The organism is Pseudomonas glycinis (assembly GCF_054871425.1).
Genome location: NZ_JBTYHF010000008.1, coordinates 276,863 through 296,439 on the forward strand (window position 1 = coordinate 276,863; position 19,577 = coordinate 296,439).

Sequence of the window (19,577 nt, forward strand, 5' to 3'; positions counted from 1 at the left end):
ACTTTGTCAGCTTGGCGCTTATCGCCGGATCTCACGGTATAACGCCTTCGCCCTTTTTCATCCCGAACCAGCCCGAGTCGCCCATGAAACTGTTGATCGTCGAAGACCAAGCGAAAACCAGCCAGTACCTGCGTCAGGGCCTGACCGAGGCCGGTTTCAATACCGAGCTGGTGGCTGATGGGATCAGCGGCCAGCAAACGGCCTTGAGCGGCGACTACGCGCTGTTGATCCTCGATGTAATGCTGCCCGGGCGCAGTGGCTGGCAGATTCTCCAAGCAGTGCGCAGCGCCGGCCTCGACACGCCGGTACTTTTTCTCACCGCCAAAGACGCGGTGGAGGACAGGGTTCACGGCCTCGAACTGGGCGCCGACGATTATCTGGTCAAGCCATTCGCCTTCTCCGAATTGCTCGCGCGGGTGCGCAGCCTGTTGCGGCGCGGCAACGCGATCGCCCAGGAAACCAGCCTGCAACTGGCCGATCTGCGCCTGGATCTGATCCGCCGCCGGGTCGAACGCAGCGGCCAGCGCATCGACCTGACCGCCAAGGAATTCGCCCTGCTGGAAATGCTCCTGCGCCGTCAGGGTGAAGTCCTGCCCAAATCGCTGATCGCCTCGCAGGTTTGGGACATGAATTTCGACAGCGACACCAACGTCATCGAAGTGGCGATCCGCCGTTTGCGCCTGAAGATCGACGATGACTTCCCCAACAAGTTGATCCACACCGTGCGCGGCATGGGTTACGTGCTCGAAGAGCGTTCGCTGTGATGCGTCGTTGGTCCTTGAGCACGCGCCTGGCGCTGTTGTTTGCCGCTTGCACTGCGGTGGTCTCGCTGTTCGCCGGGGTGCTGTTCGACCGCGCCAGCGAGGCGCACTTCATCGAACTCGATCAGCAACAACTGGAGACGAAACTGATCGGTCTGCGCCGCGCCTTGCAGGATCTCCAACCTGCCCAGCGCGAGGCGCGGCTGGCCGATGAACTCAGCCGTCAGGCCGATCTGTCGTTGCGCATTACCAGTGGCGACGGTCAGCACTGGTACGACAGCTCGGTGCAGATTCCGAAGAATCTGCCACTGCAAACCGGCCTGTCTACCATCAGCCATGACGGCACCGATTACCGCGTGCTGCGCGCCCCGCTCTACCCGGACACAGCGGATTCGCCACAACTGACGCTGCTGCTGGACATCACCCATCACCAGCATTTTCTTACGCGCATGCAGCATCTGATCTGGCTGACCGTCGGCCTGTCGGCGCTGGCTACTGCCGTGCTCGGGGCCTGGGCCGCGCGCAGCGGTCTGCGCCCGTTGCGGCGGATGAGCGCAGTGGCCCGTGGGATTTCCGCGCAATCGCTGAATGCCCGACTGCCTGAAGAGAAGATGCCACCAGAGCTTGCGGAAATGGCCCACAGCTTCAACGCCATGCTCGCACGCCTCGACGACTCGTTTCAGCGCCTCTCGGCGTTCTCCGCCGACATCGCCCATGAGCTGCGCACACCGTTGTCGAATCTGCTGACCCACACCCAGGTCACCCTCACCCGCCCACGGGCACTGGAGGAATACCGCGAAGCGCTGCACAGCAACCTCGAAGAACTGCAATGGATGGCGCAACTGGTCAACGACATGCTCTATCTGGCCAAGGCAGACCACGGCTTGCTGATGCCCAAGCGCGAACCGCTGGAACTGGCGGATGAAGCTGACATGTTGCTGGAGTTTTTTGCGCCATTGGCGGAAGACGCTGGCGTGAGTTTGAGCCGTGAAGGCGAGGCGCGTATCAAAGGTGATCGCGGCATGTTGCGCCGGGCCTTGTCGAATCTGCTGGATAACGCGCTGCGGTTTACCCCGGCCGAGGGTTATGTGCGCTTGAGCATCGTCGACGAGGGGGAGACCGTGCGCGTCTGCGTCGAAAACAGTGGCGAGGGGGTTTCAGCGCAATTACTGCCACGTCTGTTTGACCGCTTCTATCGAGCGGATCCGGCGCGGCAGGAAGGCAGTAGTGAGCATGCGGGGTTGGGCTTGGCAATTACCCAGTCGATCGTGCGTGCCCATGGTGGGACGATTCATTGCGAATCTGAAGCGGGTTGGACGCGGTTTGTAATCGAGTTGCCTCGGACCTGATCGTTCCCACGCTCTGCGTGGGAACGAGCATGGAGTCGCTTACGAATATCTCAAGGCATGCGCCGGTTCGATCTTCGCCGCCCGCCACGCCGGATACACCGTGGCCAGGAAGCTCAGAATGAATCCCGCCGAGCAGATCAACAGCACATCGCCGCCCTGCAGTTCCGAAGGCAGGTTGCTGACGAAATACACGTCCGAACTGAAGATATGCTGGCCGGTCACACGCTCGACCCAGCCGACCAGCTCACTGACATTGAGCGCCGCAATCACGCCCAGCACGCCGCCAATGATGGTGCCGACAATACCGATCACCGTGCCCTGCACCATGAAGATCGCCATGATCTGCCGGGGCGTAGCGCCGATCGTGCGCAGGATCGCGATGTCGGCGCCCTTGTCGTTCACCACCATGATCAGCGTCGCAATGATGTTGAACGCCGCCACCGCGACGATCATCAGCAACAGCAGGCCGATCATGGTTTTTTCCATCTTCATCGCGCTGAACAGGCTGCCCTGGGTGTGAGTCCAGTCGTCAGCCTTGAAGTCAGCGCCGAGGCCACTGGCGATGTCCGCAGACACCTTCGGCGCGGCGTACAGATCCTTGACTGCCAGCCGCACGCTCTGCACCTGATTCGGCTGCCAGTGCTGCATGGTCGCGGCATCGGCGACATGAATCAGGCCCATCGAGCCGTCCAACTCGGCACCGACCTTGAACACGCCCACCACATTCAGGCGCTGCATGCGCGGGGTGATACCGCCCGGCGCGGTGCTGACTTCCGGGACGATCAGAGTGATCTTGTCGCCGACATTAAGGCGGAAACGACGCGCGGTGATCTCACCGATCACCACACCGAATTCACCCGGCTTCAAGGCATCCAAACGACCCTGGACGATGTGCTGGGCAACGATCGACACCTTGCCTTCCTGGGCCGGATCAACGCCACTGATCTGAATCGGCTGCATCGAACCCTTGTAGGAAAGCATGCCTTCCATCTCGGTGAACGGCACGGCGGCCGTCACTTCGGGATTTTTCATCGCAGCCGCAGCGACCGGCTGCCAGTCGTCGATCGGCTTGACGCCAACGATGGTCGCATGGGGCACCATCCCAAGGATGCGCGAGCTCATCTCGCGCTGGAAGCCATTCATCACCGACAGCACCACGATCATCGCCAGCACGCCGAGGGCGAGGCCGATCATCGAGGTCATCGAAATGAACGAAACAAAGCGATTGCGGCGCTTGGCGCGGGTATAGCGCGTGCCGATAAAGATCGATAACGGTCTGAACATTCGCTGGGGCACCGTATAGAAATAAAAGACCCGGCGCCGTTACGGGCGCCGGGTTTCAGCCAGTCAGATGGGAGTCAGGCAGCCTTCCTGCAGCTGCAGAACGCGATCCATCTGGCGAGCCAGGTTCATGTCGTGCGTCACCACCAGAAACGCCGTGCGCATCGAAGTGCTCAGCTCCAGCATCAGATCCTGAATGCCTTCGGCGGTATGCAGGTCGAGGTTGCCGGTTGGCTCATCGAGCATCACCAGCCCCGGGTTGTTGACCAGGGCACGGGCGATGGCCACGCGCTGACGCTCGCCGCCGGACAGTTCCGCCGGTTTGTGTTCCAGACGATGACCCAGCCCGACACGCTCCAGCAATGCCGTGGCACGCTGACGCGCCTCCGGGATCGCCGTCTTGCCGATCAGCAGCGGCATGCAGACGTTTTCCAGCGCGGTGAATTCCGGCAGCAGGTGGTGAAACTGGTAAACGAAACCAAGCGCGCGATTGCGCAGCAGGCCCCGCTTCTTCTCGCTCAACGCAGACAGTTCTTCACCGTCGAGCCAGACGCTGCCCTTGCTTGGCGTATCGAGACCGCCGAGCAGGTTGAGCAAGGTACTTTTGCCGGAACCGGATTTGCCCACGATCGCTACACGTTCGCCCGGGTGCAACTCCAGTTGCAGGCCGGCCAGCACTTGTACCGACTCCGGACCCTCCTCGTAGGATTTGCCCAGGTTACGGCAGCTCAGAATTGCTTGTTCACTCATGCCCGACTCACTCATAACGTAACGCCTCCGCCGGCTGGGTGCGCGCGGCACGCCAGGCGGGATACAGGGTGGCGAGGAAACTCAGGACCAACGCAGCGGCGCAGACCATGACGACGTCCTGGCTCTGTACCTGCGAAGGAAGATAATCAATGAAATACACGTCAGCATTAAGGAACTTGTGGCCGATCAGCCCTTCAAGCGCCGAAATGGCCGCACTGACATTCAGTGCCGCAAGGATCCCGACCACCGCGCCGATCGCCGTGCCGACCACGCCGATTACCGTGCCCTGAACCATGAACGTGCGCATGATCGTGCCCGGAGTCGCGCCTAGGGTACGCAGAATGGCGATGTCGCCCTTCTTGTCGTTCACCACCATCACCAGCGTGGAAATGATGTTGAACGCGGCGACGGCGACGATCAGCAGCAACAGCAGCCCGATCATGGCTTTTTCCATGCGGATCGCTTGATACAGGTTGCCGTGGGTGCGCGTCCAGTCGCGGGCGTAGTAACGATCTTCGCCGAGCTGCTGGGCGATGTTCCACGCCTCGCGCGGGGCTTGGAACAGGTCGTCGAACTTCAGACGCAGGCCCTGCACCTGATCGGCTTTCCAGCGATGCATTTTCGCCAGATCCTGCAGATTGGTCACGCCGAGGTAGCCGTCGAGCTCACCGGCGCCGACATGGAAAATGCCGACCACGGTGAAGCGCTTCATGCGCGGGAACATGCCGGCCGGGGTCACACTGACCTCGGGAGCAACGAACGTAACCTTGTCGCCAATGCCGACGCCGAGCTTGGTCGCCGCCTTGTCGCCGATGACGATGCCGAAGCTGCCCGGTGTCAGGTCGTCGAGTTTGCCCTGCTTCATGAAGTTGTCGATGATCGACACATTGCGCTCCAGCGCAGGATCAATGGCATTGAGCAACACCTTGGAAACCTGACCGTTGTTGGTCAGCAGGCCCTGCATCTGGGTGAATGGCGCCACCGCCGTCACCTGCCGGTTCTGCTTGACCTTGTCGGCCAGGCTTTGCCAGTCATTGATCGGCTCGCCGGTCTCGAGAGTAGCGTGGGGCACCATGCCCAGCACGCGGGTGCGCATCTCATGGTCGAAGCCGTTCATCACCGACAGCACGACGATCATCACGACCACGCCAAGGGCGAGCCCGATCATCGAAGTCAGGGAAATGAATGACACAAAATGATTGCGACGCTTTGCACGGGTATAACGCGTGCCGATAAATACGAAGAGAGGTCTGAACATGTCGGGGCTTGTTCGGAGGGAAAAGGAACGTCCTTGTGGCGGGGGTCGAAAACCAGCTTTACACTCAGACCACCGCCGCTACCATGGGTTCGCCATGTCGACATTAGATGAAGAAGATCGCCGCGAATACTACCGTATCGAGGACACGATCGCACTGGAAATTCGGCCCCTGTCCGCTCCCGAAGCCGCAGGTCAGGAAGTGTTGCAGGATGCTTCCCCACTCTTCAACCTGCTCAGCGAACTGCACCTGAGCGAATTCGAGTCGCAGCACCTGTTGCGGCAGATCAGCGAGCGCGACCGCGCCATCGCCGCGTTTCTCAAATCGCAGAACAAACGCATCGACCTGCTCAGCCAGGTGATCGCCCTGACCGTGCTCGGCCACATCGGCGAGCCGCAGCCGGTGATCATCTCCGAGGGCGGGATCGACTTTCAGTACCCGACCCCGATTGCCACCGGCGCACACCTGTCGGTGAAACTGGTACTGATGCCGCAGGCGCTTGGCCTGCTGCTGCGTGCCCGGGTCACCCATTGCGATCCCAAGGGCGATGGCTATGACGTCGGCACCGAGTTCGAGCGTCCGACCGATGCCCAGCGCCAATTGCTCGCGCGCTACATCTTGCAAAAGCAGGCTCAGGAACGCCGTCTGGCCCGCGAACAGAACGAATCTGGCATTTAACTTAAGGAAGCACCGTGACCCTCATCTACGGCCACCGCGGCGCCAAGGGCGAAGCACCGGAAAACACCCTGAGCAGCTTTCAGGAATGCCTCAAGCACGGCGTGCGTCGCTGCGAACTGGATCTGCACCTGTCCAAGGACGGCGAGCTGATGGTCATCCATGACCCGACGCTCAAACGCACCACCGACCGTCGCGGCAAAGTCGTCGAGCACACCGCTGCCGAGCTGGTCACCTACGACGCGCGCAAGGGCGGCCCGGGCTGGATCAAGCCGTGCCCGATTCCGACGCTGGAAGAGTTGTTCGAGCAATGTGATTTCGAGCACTGGCAGCTGGAAGTCAAAAGCGCATCACGCACCCGCGCGGCGACTACCGTGCTGGCGATTCGGGAAATGGCTCAGCGCCACGGCCTGCTCGACAAGGTGACGATCACTTCGAGTTCGCGGGAAGTCTTGAAGGCAGCGCTGGATCTGGTACCCGACGTATCCCGTGGCCTGGTGGCCGAATACGCCTGGCTCGATCCGCTGAAAGTCGCGGCGAGCTACGGCTGCGAGATTCTCGCATTGAACTGGACGCTGTGTACGCCGGAACGCCTGCAGAAGGCGCAGCGTCAGGGCCTGCATGTGTCGGTGTGGACCGTCAACGAGCCTGCACTGATGCGCAGACTCGCCGACTTCGGCGTTGACAGCCTGATTACAGACTTTCCCGGTTTGGCCACTGCCACCCTTGAGAATTGCTGAAATCGGTCTCCCCGGCCGGCTCAGGCCACCGGCCGGAGCCCGTCAAAAAAGCCGGTTGAGGCCGTCGTACGCCGCGACCCGATAGGCTTCGGCCATGGTCGGGTAGTTGAACGTGGTGTTGACGAAATACTTGAGGGTGTTCAGCTCGCCCGGCTGGTTCATGATCGCCTGACCGATGTGCACGATCTCCGACGCCTGATAACCGAAGCAGTGCACGCCGAGCACTTCCAGCGTTTCGCGGTGGAAGAGGATCTTCAGCATGCCCTGCGGCTCACCGGCAATCTGCGCGCGCGCCATGCTCTTGAAGAACGCCTTGCCGACTTCGTACGGCACTTTCGCTTGGGTCAGCTCCTGCTCGTTCTTGCCGATCGAGCTGATCTCCGGAATGGTGTAGATGCCGGTCGGCACGTCATTGACGAAGCGCCAGCTGCCATTGTCGACGATGCTGCCAGCAGCCGAACGGCCCTGGTCGTGGGCGGCGCTGGCCAGGCTTGGCCAGCCGATCACGTCACCGGCGCCGTAGATGTTCTCCACGCAGGTGCGGTAGTTCTGGTCAACTTCGATCTGGCCACGGCTGTTGACCTTGACCCCGATGTTTTCCAGACCCAGCGTGTCGGTGTTGCCGGTACGGCCGTTGCACCAGAGCAAGGCGTCGGCCTTGATCTTCTTGCCGGATTTGAGATGCAGGATCACACCGTTGTCCACGCCTTCGACGCGGTCGTACTCTTCGTTGTGACGCACGGTGATGTTGTTGTTGCTGAAGTGGTAGCTCAACGCCTGGGAAATTTCCGAGTCGAGGAAGCTCAGCAACTGGCCACGGTTGTCGACCAGCTCGACCAGCACACCCAGACCACTGAAGATCGATGCGTATTCGCAACCGATCACACCAGCGCCGTAAACGATCAGTTTGCGCGGGGTGTGGCCGAGGCTGAGGATGGTGTCGCTATCGTAGATACGCGGGTGGTGGAAATCGATGTCCGCCGGGCGATACGGACGCGAACCGGTGGCGATGATGATGTGCTTGGCCACCAGTTTTTCGACCACGCCGTTGCCGCAAACCACTTCGATGGTTTGCTCGTCGGCGAAGCTGCCGGTACCGAAGAACACGTCGACGCGGTTACGGGCGTAGTAGCCGGTGCGCGATGCGACTTGTTTGGAAATGACTTTTTCGGCGCTTTTCAACACGTCCGGGAAGGAGAACCAGCGTGGCTCGCCGATCGCGCGGAACATCGGGTTGGTGTTGAACTGCATGATCTGCCGCACCGAGTGACGCAGTGCCTTGGACGGGATGGTGCCGAGGTGGGTGCAGTTGCCGCCGACCTGGCGACGGCTGTCGACCATCGCGACCTTGCGCCCCGCTTTGGCGGCGTTCATTGCCGCGCCTTCTCCCGCCGGGCCGGAACCCAGTACCACCACGTCGTAGTTGTAGACAGCCATGCGTACTCCTCAGAACAGGCCGCGGTGCCAGCAGCACCGGCGGCTAAATCACGCCGAACGGCGGCGCGAAGGAACAATTGGGGGCCAGTAGAGAACCCGGACACAGTCTATAGAAGCGTCAACGCCGCGCACATTAACCCTTGGTCGCGTCGTAGGCTACTTTTGCCTGCACTACAACGCCAGCTTTCGTCTTGTCTTCGGTCAGTTTTTTTCGCCGACAAGCTGCGTAAATGCCTGACTGCTGCGGGTGACGAAACCTGTATCGGCACGCAAGACAAAGAATGCAGCAATGGCATGTTTTTGGGCATAGTCCCGCGCCCTTTCCGGCCCGAGAATCAGCAACAGCGTCGATAGTCCATCGGCCATCAACGCTGAAGGATGAATCACCGTGACTGACGCCAGATCATGTAGGACCGGTCGCCCGCTGCGTGCATCGAAGGTGTGGGAATAACGCCGACCGTCCTGCAGAAAATAATGGCGGTAGTCACCGGAGGTGGACACGCCGTAGCCATCGACATCGATAATCCGCTCGGCCACTTGCTGGTCATCGCGAGGCTCTTCGAGAGCGATGCGCCACGCTGAACCATCCGGCTTCTTGCCCCGGGCTTTGAGTTCGCCCGTGGCTTCGACCAGATAATTGTCGATGCCCATGCCCTGCAATCTGGCGGCGATGGCATCCACGGCGTAACCGGCGGCAATACTGTTGAAGTCGACTTCGACGGCGGCGTCCTTGCACAACTGCTCGCCGTCGATGCGCAGATGCTGATGACCGACTCGCTGCATGACCTCGGCCACAGCGGCCGCATCAGGGATCTTTTCTTCGCGTCCTTGCGGGCCGAATCCCCAGAGGTCCAGCAGCGGTTCCACGGTCAGGTCGTAGGAGCCTTCGCTTTGCGTTGAAAGCTGTTCGCCGATGCGGACCAATTCGAGCACCGCTGCCGGCATGGCTTGGCAGCTATCGGCGGGCAAGGCGTTGAAACGTTCGATGGCGGAGTCACTTCGGTAAGTCGACAGCTGTTGATCGACTTCACCGAGGATGGCCTGCACTTCGCCGCGCACCCGCGCAGGATCGGCGCCCCCGGCGTGGCGCACGTACTTGACCGACCAGGTGCTGCCCATGGTCGAGCCACCGACCTGTTCCAAGGAATCGCCGTTGCCGCAGCCGCCGATTGCCACCGCCAACACCACAAGCCCCAACCAGCGTCCAGTTAACAATTCTTCATCTCCCCGCAAAACCACGGCGGCCATTATGAACTACAAGCGCCCGCTCGCTTCCCCATGGCTGCAACGCCTTTATACAAAATTGAACAGTGAGTACCTCCCATGTCCTCCACCACGGGCAAAGGCAAAGCGATCTTTCGCGTTGTCAGCGGCAACTTCCTCGAAATGTTCGACTTCATGGTCTACGGCTTCTATGCCACGGCCATCGCCAAAACCTTCTTCCCCACCGACAGCGCCTTCGCTTCGCTGATGCTGTCGCTGGCGACCTTCGGCGCCGGCTTCCTGATGCGCCCGCTGGGGGCAATTTTCCTCGGGGCCTATATCGACCGTCACGGACGGCGCAAAGGGCTGATCATCACTTTGGCGATGATGGCCGCCGGTACGGTGTTGATTGCCTGCGTGCCCGGCTACGCGACGCTCGGCGTCGCCGCACCGCTGCTGGTGTTGTTCGGCCGCCTGCTGCAAGGCTTCTCAGCGGGCGTGGAACTGGGCGGTGTGTCGGTGTATCTGGCGGAAATTTCTACGCCGGGGCGTAAAGGCTTTTTCGTCAGTTGGCAGTCCGCCAGCCAACAGGCAGCCGTGGTGTTCGCCGGCTTGCTCGGCGTTGCTCTGAATCACTGGCTGAGTCCGGAGCAAATGGGCGAATGGGGCTGGCGCGTGCCGTTTCTGATTGGCTGCATGATCGTGCCGGTGATTTTCTTCATCCGTCGCTCGCTGGAAGAAACTCCGGAATTCCAGGCGCGAACCCACCGCCCTACCCTCGGCGAAATCGTCCGCTCGATCGGCCAGAACTTCGGCATCGTCATTGCCGGCATGGCGCTGGTGGTGATGACCACGGTTTCGTTTTACCTGATCACTGCGTACACGCCGACGTTTGGCAAGGCCGAGCTGCATCTGTCGGACCTCGACGCCTTGCTGGTGACGGTGTGCATCGGCTTGTCGAACTTCTTCTGGCTACCGGTGATGGGCGCGGTGTCCGACAAGATCGGCCGAAAACCCTTACTGCTGGCGGCGACGATTCTGGCGATCCTCACTGCGTATCCGGCATTGTCGTGGCTGGTGGCGAACCCGAGCTTCAGCCATTTGCTGATTGTCGAACTGTGGCTGTCGTTTCTTTATGGCTCGTACAACGGCGCGATGGTGGTGGCACTGACCGAGATCATGCCGGTGGAAGTGCGCACGACCGGTTTCTCGCTGGCGTACAGCCTGGCGACGGCGACGTTCGGCGGCTTTACGCCGGCGGCGTGTACCTACCTGATCCACGTGCTGGACAACAAGGCAGCACCGGGCATCTGGCTCAGTGGCGCGGCGGTGTTGGGGTTGATTGCGACGTTGGTATTGTTCCGTGGCAATCGGCATGAGTTGCGCACGGCGCAGGCTGCTGTGGTTGGCGGCGCCAGTTAGATCGCACCCGCCAGCGCGATCGTTCCCAAGCAGAGCGGGAACGATCACTCCACAAACAAAAACGCCCCGACAAAATGCCGGGGCGTTTTCATTCAAGCCTGAGGCTTAGCGCGGGAACGCTGGCGGATTCACATCAGCCATGTCTTCCATTACGCGAACCACCTGGCAGCTGTAGCCGAACTCGTTGTCGTACCAGACGTACAGAACGACACGGTTGTCCTGCACGATGGTCGCTTCAGCGTCGACCACACCAGCGTGACGCGAGCCAACGAAGTCGGTCGACACCACTTCCTGCGAATTGACGAAGTCGATCTGCTTGTGCAGCTCGGAGTGCAGCGCCATGTAGCGCAGGTACTCGTTCATCTCTTCACGGGTGGCGGCTTTCTCAAGGTTGAGGTTGAGAATGGCCATCGACACGTTCGGCGTCGGAACGCGGATCGCGTTACCGGTCAGCTTGCCGGCCAGCTCAGGCAGAGCCTTGGCAGCAGCGGTGGCGGCACCGGTCTCGGTGATCACCATGTTCAGCGCGGCGCTGCGGCCACGGCGATCGCCCTTGTGGAAGTTGTCGATCAGGTTCTGGTCGTTGGTGTACGAGTGAACGGTTTCGACGTGACCGTTGATGATGCCGAACTTGTCGTTGACCGCTTTGAGCACCGGCACGATGGCGTTGGTGGTGCAGGAAGCAGCCGAGACGATCTTGTCGTCAGCGGTGATTTCACCGTGGTTGATGCCGTGAACGATGTTCTTCAGCTTGCCCTTGCCAGGCGCGGTCAGAACAACGCGGTCGATACCCGGGCAGGCCAGGTGCTGACCCAGGCCATCGGCGTCACGCCATACACCGGTGTTGTCCACCAGCAGCGCGTCTTTGATGCCGTACTGGGTGTAATCCACCTCGGTCGGGTTCTTCGCGTAGATCACCTGGATCAGGTTACCGTTGGCGGTGATGGTGTTGTTTTCTTCGTCGATGGTAATGGTGCCGTTGAACGAACCGTGTACCGAATCGCGACGCAGCAGGCTGGCGCGTTTGGTCAGGTCGTTCTCGGCGCCTTTGCGCACGACGATGGCGCGCAGACGCAGGCCGTCGCCACCACCGGTTTTCTCGATCAGGATGCGCGCCAGCAGACGGCCGATACGACCGAAGCCGTAAAGAACAACGTCGGTGCCTTTGCGGGCCGAAGCGTTCTGCTGGCCAACCACGTCAGCCATCTCTTCACGCACGAACTGCTCGGCGCTGCGGCCGTTGCCTTCATTGCGGAATTTGAACGCCAGCTTGCCCAGATCCACCGACGCCGCGCCGAGCTTGAGCTCGCTCATGGCCTTGAGCAGTGGGAATGTTTCGTGGACGGAGAGTTCGCTGTCGTCCGAAGAACGGTGGCGAGCAAAGCGGTGAGCTTTGAGAATCGCGATGACAGACTGGTTGATCAGGCTGCGGCCATAGATCGAGCTAACCACGTTGTTATTGCGGTAGAGCTGACCGATAAGCGGGATCATCGCTTCTGCGAGTGCTTCACGGTCGATCCATTCACCAAGACACTGGTCGGGCTTCTGAGTCACGGTAACCTTCCACATGTAGGGGCAGAAAAAAGGGGCTACATTATGCCGCCGACAAGCCCTTTCAGCAATGCGCGCTTGTCGCGCAATCGGTAACAAATTCCCGTTCAAAAAATTTACGCCTTTCTCCAGCCCAGTAAAACCGGGGCTTTCAGCGCAGTCAATTTTTCGACGACTGTTAGACGATGTCTGTAACCCTCCGTAACACCACCCGGTTTCGGCACTACATAACCATGAAAAAAGTGCTCGTTTTTATGGTTACCACTACATTTCGTCCAAACCGTGAAGATAGACGCAGTCTACAACTGACAGGCGGCACCGGAGGCCGCTACAATTACCGACTTTGTCGCAACGCCTGGAGCTCAACCTTCCGTGCCTGTTCTGCGTCTACCGCTACTCCCTGCCGAAGCAGGTAAACAGCACTGGGGCAATCTGCCCGGTGCCGCCCTCAGCCTGGCGATTGCCGAGGCTGCCAGCGCTGCCAAGCGCTTTACCCTGCTGCTGACCGCCGACAGCCAAAGCGCCGAACGGCTGGAACAGGAGCTGAGTTTCTTCGCCCCGGATTTGCCCGTACTGCATTTCCCCGACTGGGAAACCCTGCCCTACGACCTGTTCTCGCCGCACCAGGACATCATCTCCCAGCGCATCGCCAGCCTGTATCGCCTGCCGGAACTGGCCCACGGCGTGCTGGTGGTTCCGATCACCACCGCTTTGCATCGCTTGGCGCCGACCAAATTCCTCCTCGGCAGCAGCCTGGTGCTGGACATCGGCCAGAAGCTCGACGTCGAACAGATGCGCGCGCGGCTCGAAGCCAGCGGCTATCGCTATGTCGACACGGTGTACGAGCACGGCGAGTTCACCGTACGCGGCGCGCTGATCGACCTGTTCCCCATGGGCAGCAAACTACCGTATCGCATCGACCTGTTCGACGACGAAATCGAAACCCTGCGCACCTTCGATCCGGAAACCCAGCGTTCGATCGACAAGGTCGAGTCGGTCAAGCTGCTGCCGGCCCGCGAGTTTCCGTTGCAGAAAGACGCAGTCACCCGCTTCAAGGCGCGTTTCCGTGAGCGCTTTGACGTCGACTTCCGTCGCTGCCCGATCTTTCAGGATTTGAGCAGCGGCATCACCCCGGCCGGCATCGAGTACTACCTGCCGCTGTTCTTCGACGAAACTTCGACGCTGTTCGATTACCTGCCCCAGGACACGCAGGTGTTCTCGCTGCCGGGCATCGAGCAGGCGGCGGAAAACTTCTGGAACGACGTGCGCAATCGTTACGAAGAACGCCGCGTCGATCCTTCGCGTCCTTTATTGCCACCGGCCGAACTGTTCCTGCCGGTGGAAGATTGCTTCGCGCGCCTGAAGAATTGGCCGCGAGTCGTCGCCAGTCAGCAGGACGTTGAAAGCGGCGTCGGCCGTGAGCGCTTCCCGGCCCATGCGCTGCCGGACCTGGCCATCGAAGCCAAGGCCACGCAACCGCTGGCGGCGCTGGCCGGCTTCCTCGAAGAATTCCCCGGTCGCGTGCTGTTCACCGCCGAATCGGCGGGTCGTCGCGAAGTCCTGCTGGAACTGTTGGAACGCCTGAAGTTGCGGCCGAAAACCGTCGACAGCTGGCCAGACTTCGTTGCCAGCAAGGATCGTCTGGCGATCACTATCGCCCCGCTCGACGAAGGTCTGCTGCTCGACGACCCGGCGCTGGCGCTGGTGGCGGAAAGTCCGCTGTTCGGCCAACGGGTCATGCAACGTCGTCGCCGCGAGAAGCGCAGCGACGTCAGCAACGATGCGGTAATCAAGAACCTCACCGAACTGCGTGAAGGCGCGCCGGTGGTGCATATCGATCACGGCGTCGGCCGCTACCTTGGCCTGACGATTCTGGAAATCGACAATCAGGCCGCCGAATTCCTCACCCTCGAATACGCCGAGAACGCCAAGCTTTACGTGCCGGTGGCCAACCTGCACCTGATCGCGCGCTACACCGGCAGCGACGATTCGCTCGCGCCGTTGCATCGCCTCGGCTCGGAAACCTGGCAGAAAGCCAAGCGCAAAGCCGCCGAGCAGGTGCGTGACGTCGCCGCCGAATTGCTCGACATTTACGCCCGTCGCGCCGCCCGTGAAGGTTACGCCTTCGCCGACCCGAAGGCCGATTACGCCACCTTCAGCGCCGGTTTCCCGTTCGAAGAAACACCCGATCAGCAAGCGACCATCGAGGCGGTACGCGAAGACATGCTCGCGCCGAAACCGATGGACCGGCTGGTCTGCGGCGACGTTGGCTTCGGCAAGACCGAAGTGGCCATGCGCGCCGCGTTCATCGCCGTGCACGGCGGTCGTCAGGTGGCGATTCTGGTACCGACTACCCTGCTCGCCCAGCAGCACTACAACAGTTTCCGCGACCGCTTCGCCGACTGGCCGGTGACGGTCGAAGTGATGAGTCGCTTCAAATCGGCCAAGGAAGTCAACGCGGCGATCGCCGATCTTGCGGAAGGCAAGATCGACATTGTCATCGGCACGCACAAGCTGCTGTCCGACGACGTGAAGATCAAAAACCTCGGGCTGGTGATCATCGACGAAGAACACCGTTTTGGCGTACGCCAGAAAGAACAGCTCAAGGCCCTGCGCAGCGAAGTCGACATCCTCACCCTGACTGCGACGCCGATTCCGCGCACGCTGAACATGGCGGTGTCGGGCATGCGCGATCTGTCGATCATCGCCACGCCGCCAGCGCGTCGCCTGTCGGTGCGCACCTTCGTCATGGAACAGAACAAGAGCACAGTCAAAGAGGCCCTGCTGCGTGAACTGCTGCGTGGCGGTCAGGTTTACTACCTGCACAACGATGTGAAGACCATCGAAAAATGCGCCGCCGACCTCGCCGAACTGGTGCCGGAGGCGCGCATCGGTATCGGCCACGGGCAGATGCGCGAACGTGAACTCGAACAGGTGATGAGCGACTTCTACCACAAGCGCTTCAACGTGCTGATCGCCTCGACCATCATCGAGACCGGCATCGACGTGCCGAGCGCCAACACCATCATCATCGAACGCGCCGACAAGTTCGGTCTGGCCCAACTGCACCAGTTGCGTGGTCGTGTCGGCCGCAGTCACCACCAGGCTTACGCCTACCTGCTGACACCGCCGCGCCAGCAGATCACTTCCGACGCGGAAAAGCGTCTGGAAGCGATCGCCAATACCCAGGACCTCGGCGCCGGTTTCGTCCTGGCGACCAACGACCTGGAAATCCGTGGCGCCGGCGAACTGCTCGGCGATGGTCAGAGCGGGCAGATTCAGGCCGTCGGTTTCACCCTGTACATGGAAATGCTCGAGCGCGCAGTGAAGTCGATCCGCAAGGGCGAGCAGCCGAACCTCGATCAACCGCTGGGCGGCGGCCCGGAAGTCAATCTGCGGGTGCCGGCGCTGATTCCGGAAGATTATCTGCCGGATGTGCATGCGCGGTTGATTCTGTATAAACGCATCGCCTCGGCTACCGACGAGGAAGGCCTCAAGGATCTGCAGGTGGAGATGATCGACCGCTTCGGCCTGTTGCCGGAGCCGACCAAGAACCTGGTGCGGATCACCGCGCTGAAATTGCAGGCGGAAAAGCTCGGCATCAAGAAAGTCGACGGCGGGCCGCAAGGCGGACGTATCGAGTTCGAAGCGCAGACGCCGGTTGACCCGATGACCCTGATCAAGCTGATCCAGACGCAGCCCAAGCGCTACAAGTTCGAAGGCGCGACGATGTTTAAATTCCAGGTGCCGATGGAGCGCCCGGAAGAACGTTTCAATACTGTCGAGGCGCTGTTTGAGCGTCTCATCCCGAAATCCGCTTGAAGGACGCCCGATGCGCCTGTTCCGCTCTCTGACTTTGTTGCTTGCACTTGCAGCACCGACGGCGTTTGCCGATGACACGTATCAGGTCGAAATGATCCTGGTGCGCCAGAATGCCGTCCCGGCCATCGTCAGCCGCGCCGCCCCGGAAGACTGGGCCGCAGGCGCCCAGCGTCTGGGCAGCGACAGCCAGCGCACCCCAGCGCTGAATGATGTGGTGAGCAAACTCACCGCCAGCGGCGAGTACACCGTGCTGATGCACAAGGCCTGGCAGCAGAGCCTCGGCGAAGCGCCGGCGAAAGTCGCGGTGAGCGAAGGTCAGGAGCAGTTCGGCCAGTTCCCGATCGAGGGCACGCTGGAAATGAAACTCGGCCGCTTCACCGACGTGACCGCCGATTTCTGGGTCAATCAGATCGACGCCAATGGCCTGGTCACCGCCAGTGAGCGCCTGCGCCAGGACAGCCACACCAAGAACGGCCAGCTCAATTACCTCGACAACGGTCATCTGGCCCTGCTGATCAAGATCACTTCCCTGACCGCGCCAGCGCCTCGCGAAGCGCCTGAAGTCGTGCCGGACTGACCGAAGTCCTTATGCCGCCGCCCCTGAGCAAACCGCTGGCCCCGTCGTGGGTCAGCCGATTCAAAGAACAGAGTCTGGAGCGCGGCCGCCGCTACGCTTTGGAGAATCGGGTGCGCATCGCCCAGGTCGGCGATGCGACCATCACCGCCAGTTGCGAAGGCTCCGGCGGCAGTGTTTACCGGCAAACCATCCATCTGCGTGAGTCAGCCAAAGCGACGCTGTTGCTGGTCGACGCCACCTGCACCTGCCCGGTGCGCAGCAATTGCAAACACTGCGCGGCGGTGCTGCTGAAAATCCAGGAAACCCTCGACTACCCCGCCGCCGCGAAAGATGCCGAGCTGCTGGAGAAGCTCCAGGCCGTGCTGGAAAACCGCAGCCCGAAAGCGCCGCCGCAAGTGCTGGTGGACAACGTGCAACCGGTGCCACGCCTATGGCTGGCGAGCGTCGAGTTCAGCGCCTTCGAGCCGCGCAACGGCAAGATGCAGCGCTACATTCAGCACCGCGCGGCGCTGTCGTTCAGCTATCTGGACGAATACGTCAGCGGGCAAAAACACAGCGATATCCTGATCCGTCAGGAAGCCCAGACCCTGCGGATAAAACGCCACCCGGACGTCGAACAGTCCTACCGCGAACAGTTGCGCATCCTCGGTTTCCGCATCGCCACCCGGCAGAGCAAAGCGCTGCCGGAAAGCGCCGGCGAACTCTACGAGATGGTCAACGACAGCGCCTGGCTGACCTTCACGCTCAATGACTTGCCGAAGTTGCGCAGCCAGGGCTGGGAGTTGCAGATCGATGAGGAATTCGGTTTCGACCTGACCGCCGTCGACGACTGGTACGCCACCGTCGAACAGGCGCCGGAGCGCGACTGGTTTGATCTGGAGCTGGGCATCATTGTCAACGGCGAACGCCTGAGCCTGCTGCCGATCCTGCTGAATCTGATGCGCTCGCACACCGAGATCCTCAACCCGGAACGCCTCGCCCGGCGTCGCGATGACGAGCTGATTCTGGTCAACATTCCGCAACGCACCAGCGAGCATGGGCCGTTGCAAGTGGCGCTGCCCCTCGGTCGCTTGAAGCCAGTATTGATGACGCTGGGCGAGTTCTATTTGCAGGAGCCGGGCGAAACCACCCTGCGCCTGAGCAAGGCTGACGCCACCCGGCTCAATTCGCTGGAAGGCCTGCCGCTGTTGTGGGAAGGCGGCGAACAGATCCGCACCTTCGCCCAGCGCCTGCGCGACATCCGCGATTTCACGGCCGAAGCGCCGCAAGGTCTGAATGCAACGCTGCGCCCGTATCAGCTCGAAGGTTTGAGCTGGATGCAATCGCTGCGGCAACTGGAGGTCGGCGGGATTCTTGCGGATGACATGGGCCTGGGCAAAACCCTACAGACCCTGGCGCATATTCTCAGCGAGAAGAACGCCGGACGCCTCGATCGTCCGTGCATGGTGGTGATGCCGACCAGCCTGATTCCGAACTGGCTAGATGAAGCGGCGCACTTCACCCCGCAACTGAAAGTGCTCGCCCTGTATGGCGCCACGCGCAAGAAATACTTCGACAATCTGGCCGACTTCGACCTGATCCTCACCACTTACGCCCTGTTGCCCAAGGACTTTGAGCGCCTGGCCAAACAGCCGCTGCACGTGCTGGTGCTGGACGAAGCGCAATACATCAAGAACCCCAACAGCAAAGCCGCGCAGGCCGCCCGCGAGCTGAACGCGCGCCAGCGCCTGTGCCTCAGCGGCACGCCGCTGGAAAACCACTTGGGCGAGCTGTGGTCGCTGTTCCACTTCCTGCTGCCGGGCTGGCTCGGCGACGTGAAAAGCTTCAATGCCGATTACCGTGTGCCGATCGAAAAGCGCGGCAGTGAAGTCAGACTGCAACACCTCAACGGTCGGATAAAACCGTTTCTGCTGCGCCGCACCAAAGAGCAGGTCGCCACGGAGCTGCCGCCGAAAACCGAAATCATCCATTGGGTCGAACTCAACGAAGCGCAGCGCGACGTGTACGAGACCATGCGCCTGGCGATGGACAAGAAAGTCCGTGACGAGATCACTCGCAAAGGCGTGGCACGCAGCCAGATCATCATTCTCGAAGCATTGCTCAAGCTGCGCCAGGTCTGCTGCGATCTACGCCTGGTCAACGACGCCACCCTGCCCACACGCGGCAGCACCTCGGGCAAGCTCGACAGCCTGATGGAAATGCTTGAGGAGTTGTTCGAGGAAGGCCGGCGGATTCTGCTGTTTTCGCAATTCACTTCGATGCTGACATTGATCGAAGAGGAATTGAAAAAACGCAAGATCGCTTACGCCCTCCTCACTGGCCAGACCCGCGACCGGCGCACACCGGTGAAGGAATTCCAGAGCGGCACGCGTCAGATTTTTCTGATCAGCCTGAAGGCCGGTGGCGTCGGCTTGAACCTGACCGAAGCCGATACGGTGATTCACTACGACCCGTGGTGGAACCCGGCAACCGAGAATCAGGCGACTGACCGGGCCTATCGAATCGGCCAGGAGAAACCGGTGTTCGTCTACAAGATGATTGCCCAGGGCACAGTGGAAGAGAAGATTCAGCACCTGCAGAAGGAAAAGTCTGACCTGGCAGCGGGCGTGCTCGATGGGCGCAAGGCCGGGGACTGGAAGTTGCAGAGCGATGATATTGAAGCGCTGTTTGCGCCGTTGCCGGACAAGATCGACAAGCGCTGAAAGCGGCGTTGCTGGTTAGATAGCTTTTCGCGAGCAGGCTCGCTCCCACAC

Annotated in this window: 14 protein-coding genes; 8 read left to right on the forward strand and 6 right to left on the reverse strand. The window is 61.1% G+C overall.

Annotation, left to right across the window (positions count from 1 at the left end; all coding sequences use genetic code 11):
• The first annotated feature begins 83 nt into the window (after positions 1-83).
• Positions 84-764, forward strand: coding sequence for a heavy metal response regulator transcription factor (locus ACYSTU_RS20460; RefSeq protein ID WP_499001276.1), 681 nt, complete (start codon positions 84-86; stop codon positions 762-764).
• A complete protein-coding gene (locus tag ACYSTU_RS20465; RefSeq protein ID WP_476308595.1) occupies positions 764-2,110 on the forward strand; it encodes a heavy metal sensor histidine kinase in 1,347 nt (448 codons plus the stop codon). Before ACYSTU_RS20460 ends, ACYSTU_RS20465 begins: the two co-directional genes overlap by 1 nt.
• 39 nt (positions 2,111-2,149) lie before the next feature.
• On the opposite strand, the gene ACYSTU_RS20470 is transcribed toward ACYSTU_RS20465, so the two are convergent.
• From ACYSTU_RS20470 to ACYSTU_RS20480, 3 genes are all read right to left on the reverse strand, one after another.
• Entirely contained in the window at positions 2,150-3,394 is a 1,245-nt protein-coding gene (locus ACYSTU_RS20470; RefSeq protein WP_071173051.1) for a lipoprotein-releasing ABC transporter permease subunit, read from the reverse strand.
• 63 nt (positions 3,395-3,457) lie between these two features.
• A complete protein-coding gene (gene lolD / locus ACYSTU_RS20475; RefSeq protein WP_024013628.1) occupies positions 3,458-4,156 on the reverse strand; it encodes a lipoprotein-releasing ABC transporter ATP-binding protein LolD in 699 nt (232 codons plus the stop codon).
• Positions 4,149-5,399, reverse strand: a complete 1,251-nt coding sequence (locus ACYSTU_RS20480) for a lipoprotein-releasing ABC transporter permease subunit (RefSeq protein WP_024013629.1) — start codon at positions 5,397-5,399, stop codon at positions 4,149-4,151. The genes lolD and ACYSTU_RS20480 overlap by 8 nt, the downstream gene beginning before the upstream one ends.
• Positions 5,400-5,493: 94 nt before the next feature.
• On the opposite strand from ACYSTU_RS20480, the gene ACYSTU_RS20485 reads away from it, so the two are divergent.
• Both ACYSTU_RS20485 and ACYSTU_RS20490 read left to right on the forward strand, forming a co-directional pair.
• Entirely contained in the window at positions 5,494-6,075 is a 582-nt protein-coding gene (locus ACYSTU_RS20485) for a PilZ domain-containing protein (protein ID WP_016775478.1), read from the forward strand.
• Between the two features lie 14 nt (positions 6,076-6,089).
• Complete coding sequence (locus tag ACYSTU_RS20490; RefSeq protein ID WP_008087738.1) at positions 6,090-6,812, forward strand: glycerophosphodiester phosphodiesterase; 723 nt, start codon at positions 6,090-6,092, stop codon at positions 6,810-6,812.
• Positions 6,813-6,854: 42 nt separating this feature from the next.
• Here the strand turns inward: ACYSTU_RS20490 and sthA are convergent, their stop codons facing one another.
• Both sthA and ACYSTU_RS20500 read right to left on the reverse strand, forming a co-directional pair.
• On the reverse strand, positions 6,855-8,249 hold the full coding sequence (gene sthA / locus ACYSTU_RS20495) for a Si-specific NAD(P)(+) transhydrogenase (RefSeq protein WP_016775479.1): 1,395 nt from the start codon (positions 8,247-8,249) through the stop codon (positions 6,855-6,857).
• A 201-nt stretch (positions 8,250-8,450) separates the two neighbouring features.
• Complete coding sequence (locus ACYSTU_RS20500; RefSeq protein ID WP_499001281.1) at positions 8,451-9,497, reverse strand: FAD:protein FMN transferase; 1,047 nt, start codon at positions 9,495-9,497, stop codon at positions 8,451-8,453.
• A 75-nt stretch (positions 9,498-9,572) separates the two neighbouring features.
• Here ACYSTU_RS20500 and ACYSTU_RS20505 point away from each other — a divergent pair, with 75 nt between their 5' ends.
• Positions 9,573-10,874 carry an MFS transporter gene (locus tag ACYSTU_RS20505; protein WP_136493877.1) on the forward strand — a complete coding sequence of 434 codons (1,302 nt, stop codon included), beginning with the start codon at positions 9,573-9,575 and terminating at the stop codon, positions 10,872-10,874.
• A 105-nt stretch (positions 10,875-10,979) separates the two neighbouring features.
• On the opposite strand, the gene ACYSTU_RS20510 is transcribed toward ACYSTU_RS20505, so the two are convergent.
• Positions 10,980-12,443, reverse strand: coding sequence for a glyceraldehyde-3-phosphate dehydrogenase (locus ACYSTU_RS20510; protein WP_016775482.1), 1,464 nt, complete (start codon positions 12,441-12,443; stop codon positions 10,980-10,982).
• Positions 12,444-12,797: 354 nt separating this feature from the next.
• On the opposite strand from ACYSTU_RS20510, the gene mfd reads away from it, so the two are divergent.
• Genes mfd through ACYSTU_RS20525 form a run of 3 tightly spaced genes read left to right on the forward strand, consistent with a single transcriptional unit; the run spans position 12,798 to position 19,526 of the window.
• Positions 12,798-16,247: a transcription-repair coupling factor gene (gene mfd / locus ACYSTU_RS20515; RefSeq protein ID WP_024013632.1), complete on the forward strand. Its 3,450-nt coding sequence runs from the start codon at positions 12,798-12,800 to the stop codon at positions 16,245-16,247.
• Between the two features lie 10 nt (positions 16,248-16,257).
• The gene (locus ACYSTU_RS20520; RefSeq protein ID WP_071173055.1) at positions 16,258-16,824 is read left to right on the forward strand and encodes a CsiV family protein; all 567 of its coding nucleotides are present in this window, start codon (positions 16,258-16,260) and stop codon (positions 16,822-16,824) included.
• 11 nt (positions 16,825-16,835) lie between these two features.
• A complete protein-coding gene (locus ACYSTU_RS20525; RefSeq protein ID WP_499001285.1) occupies positions 16,836-19,526 on the forward strand; it encodes an SNF2-related protein in 2,691 nt (896 codons plus the stop codon).
• Positions 19,527-19,577 lie beyond the last annotated feature (51 nt).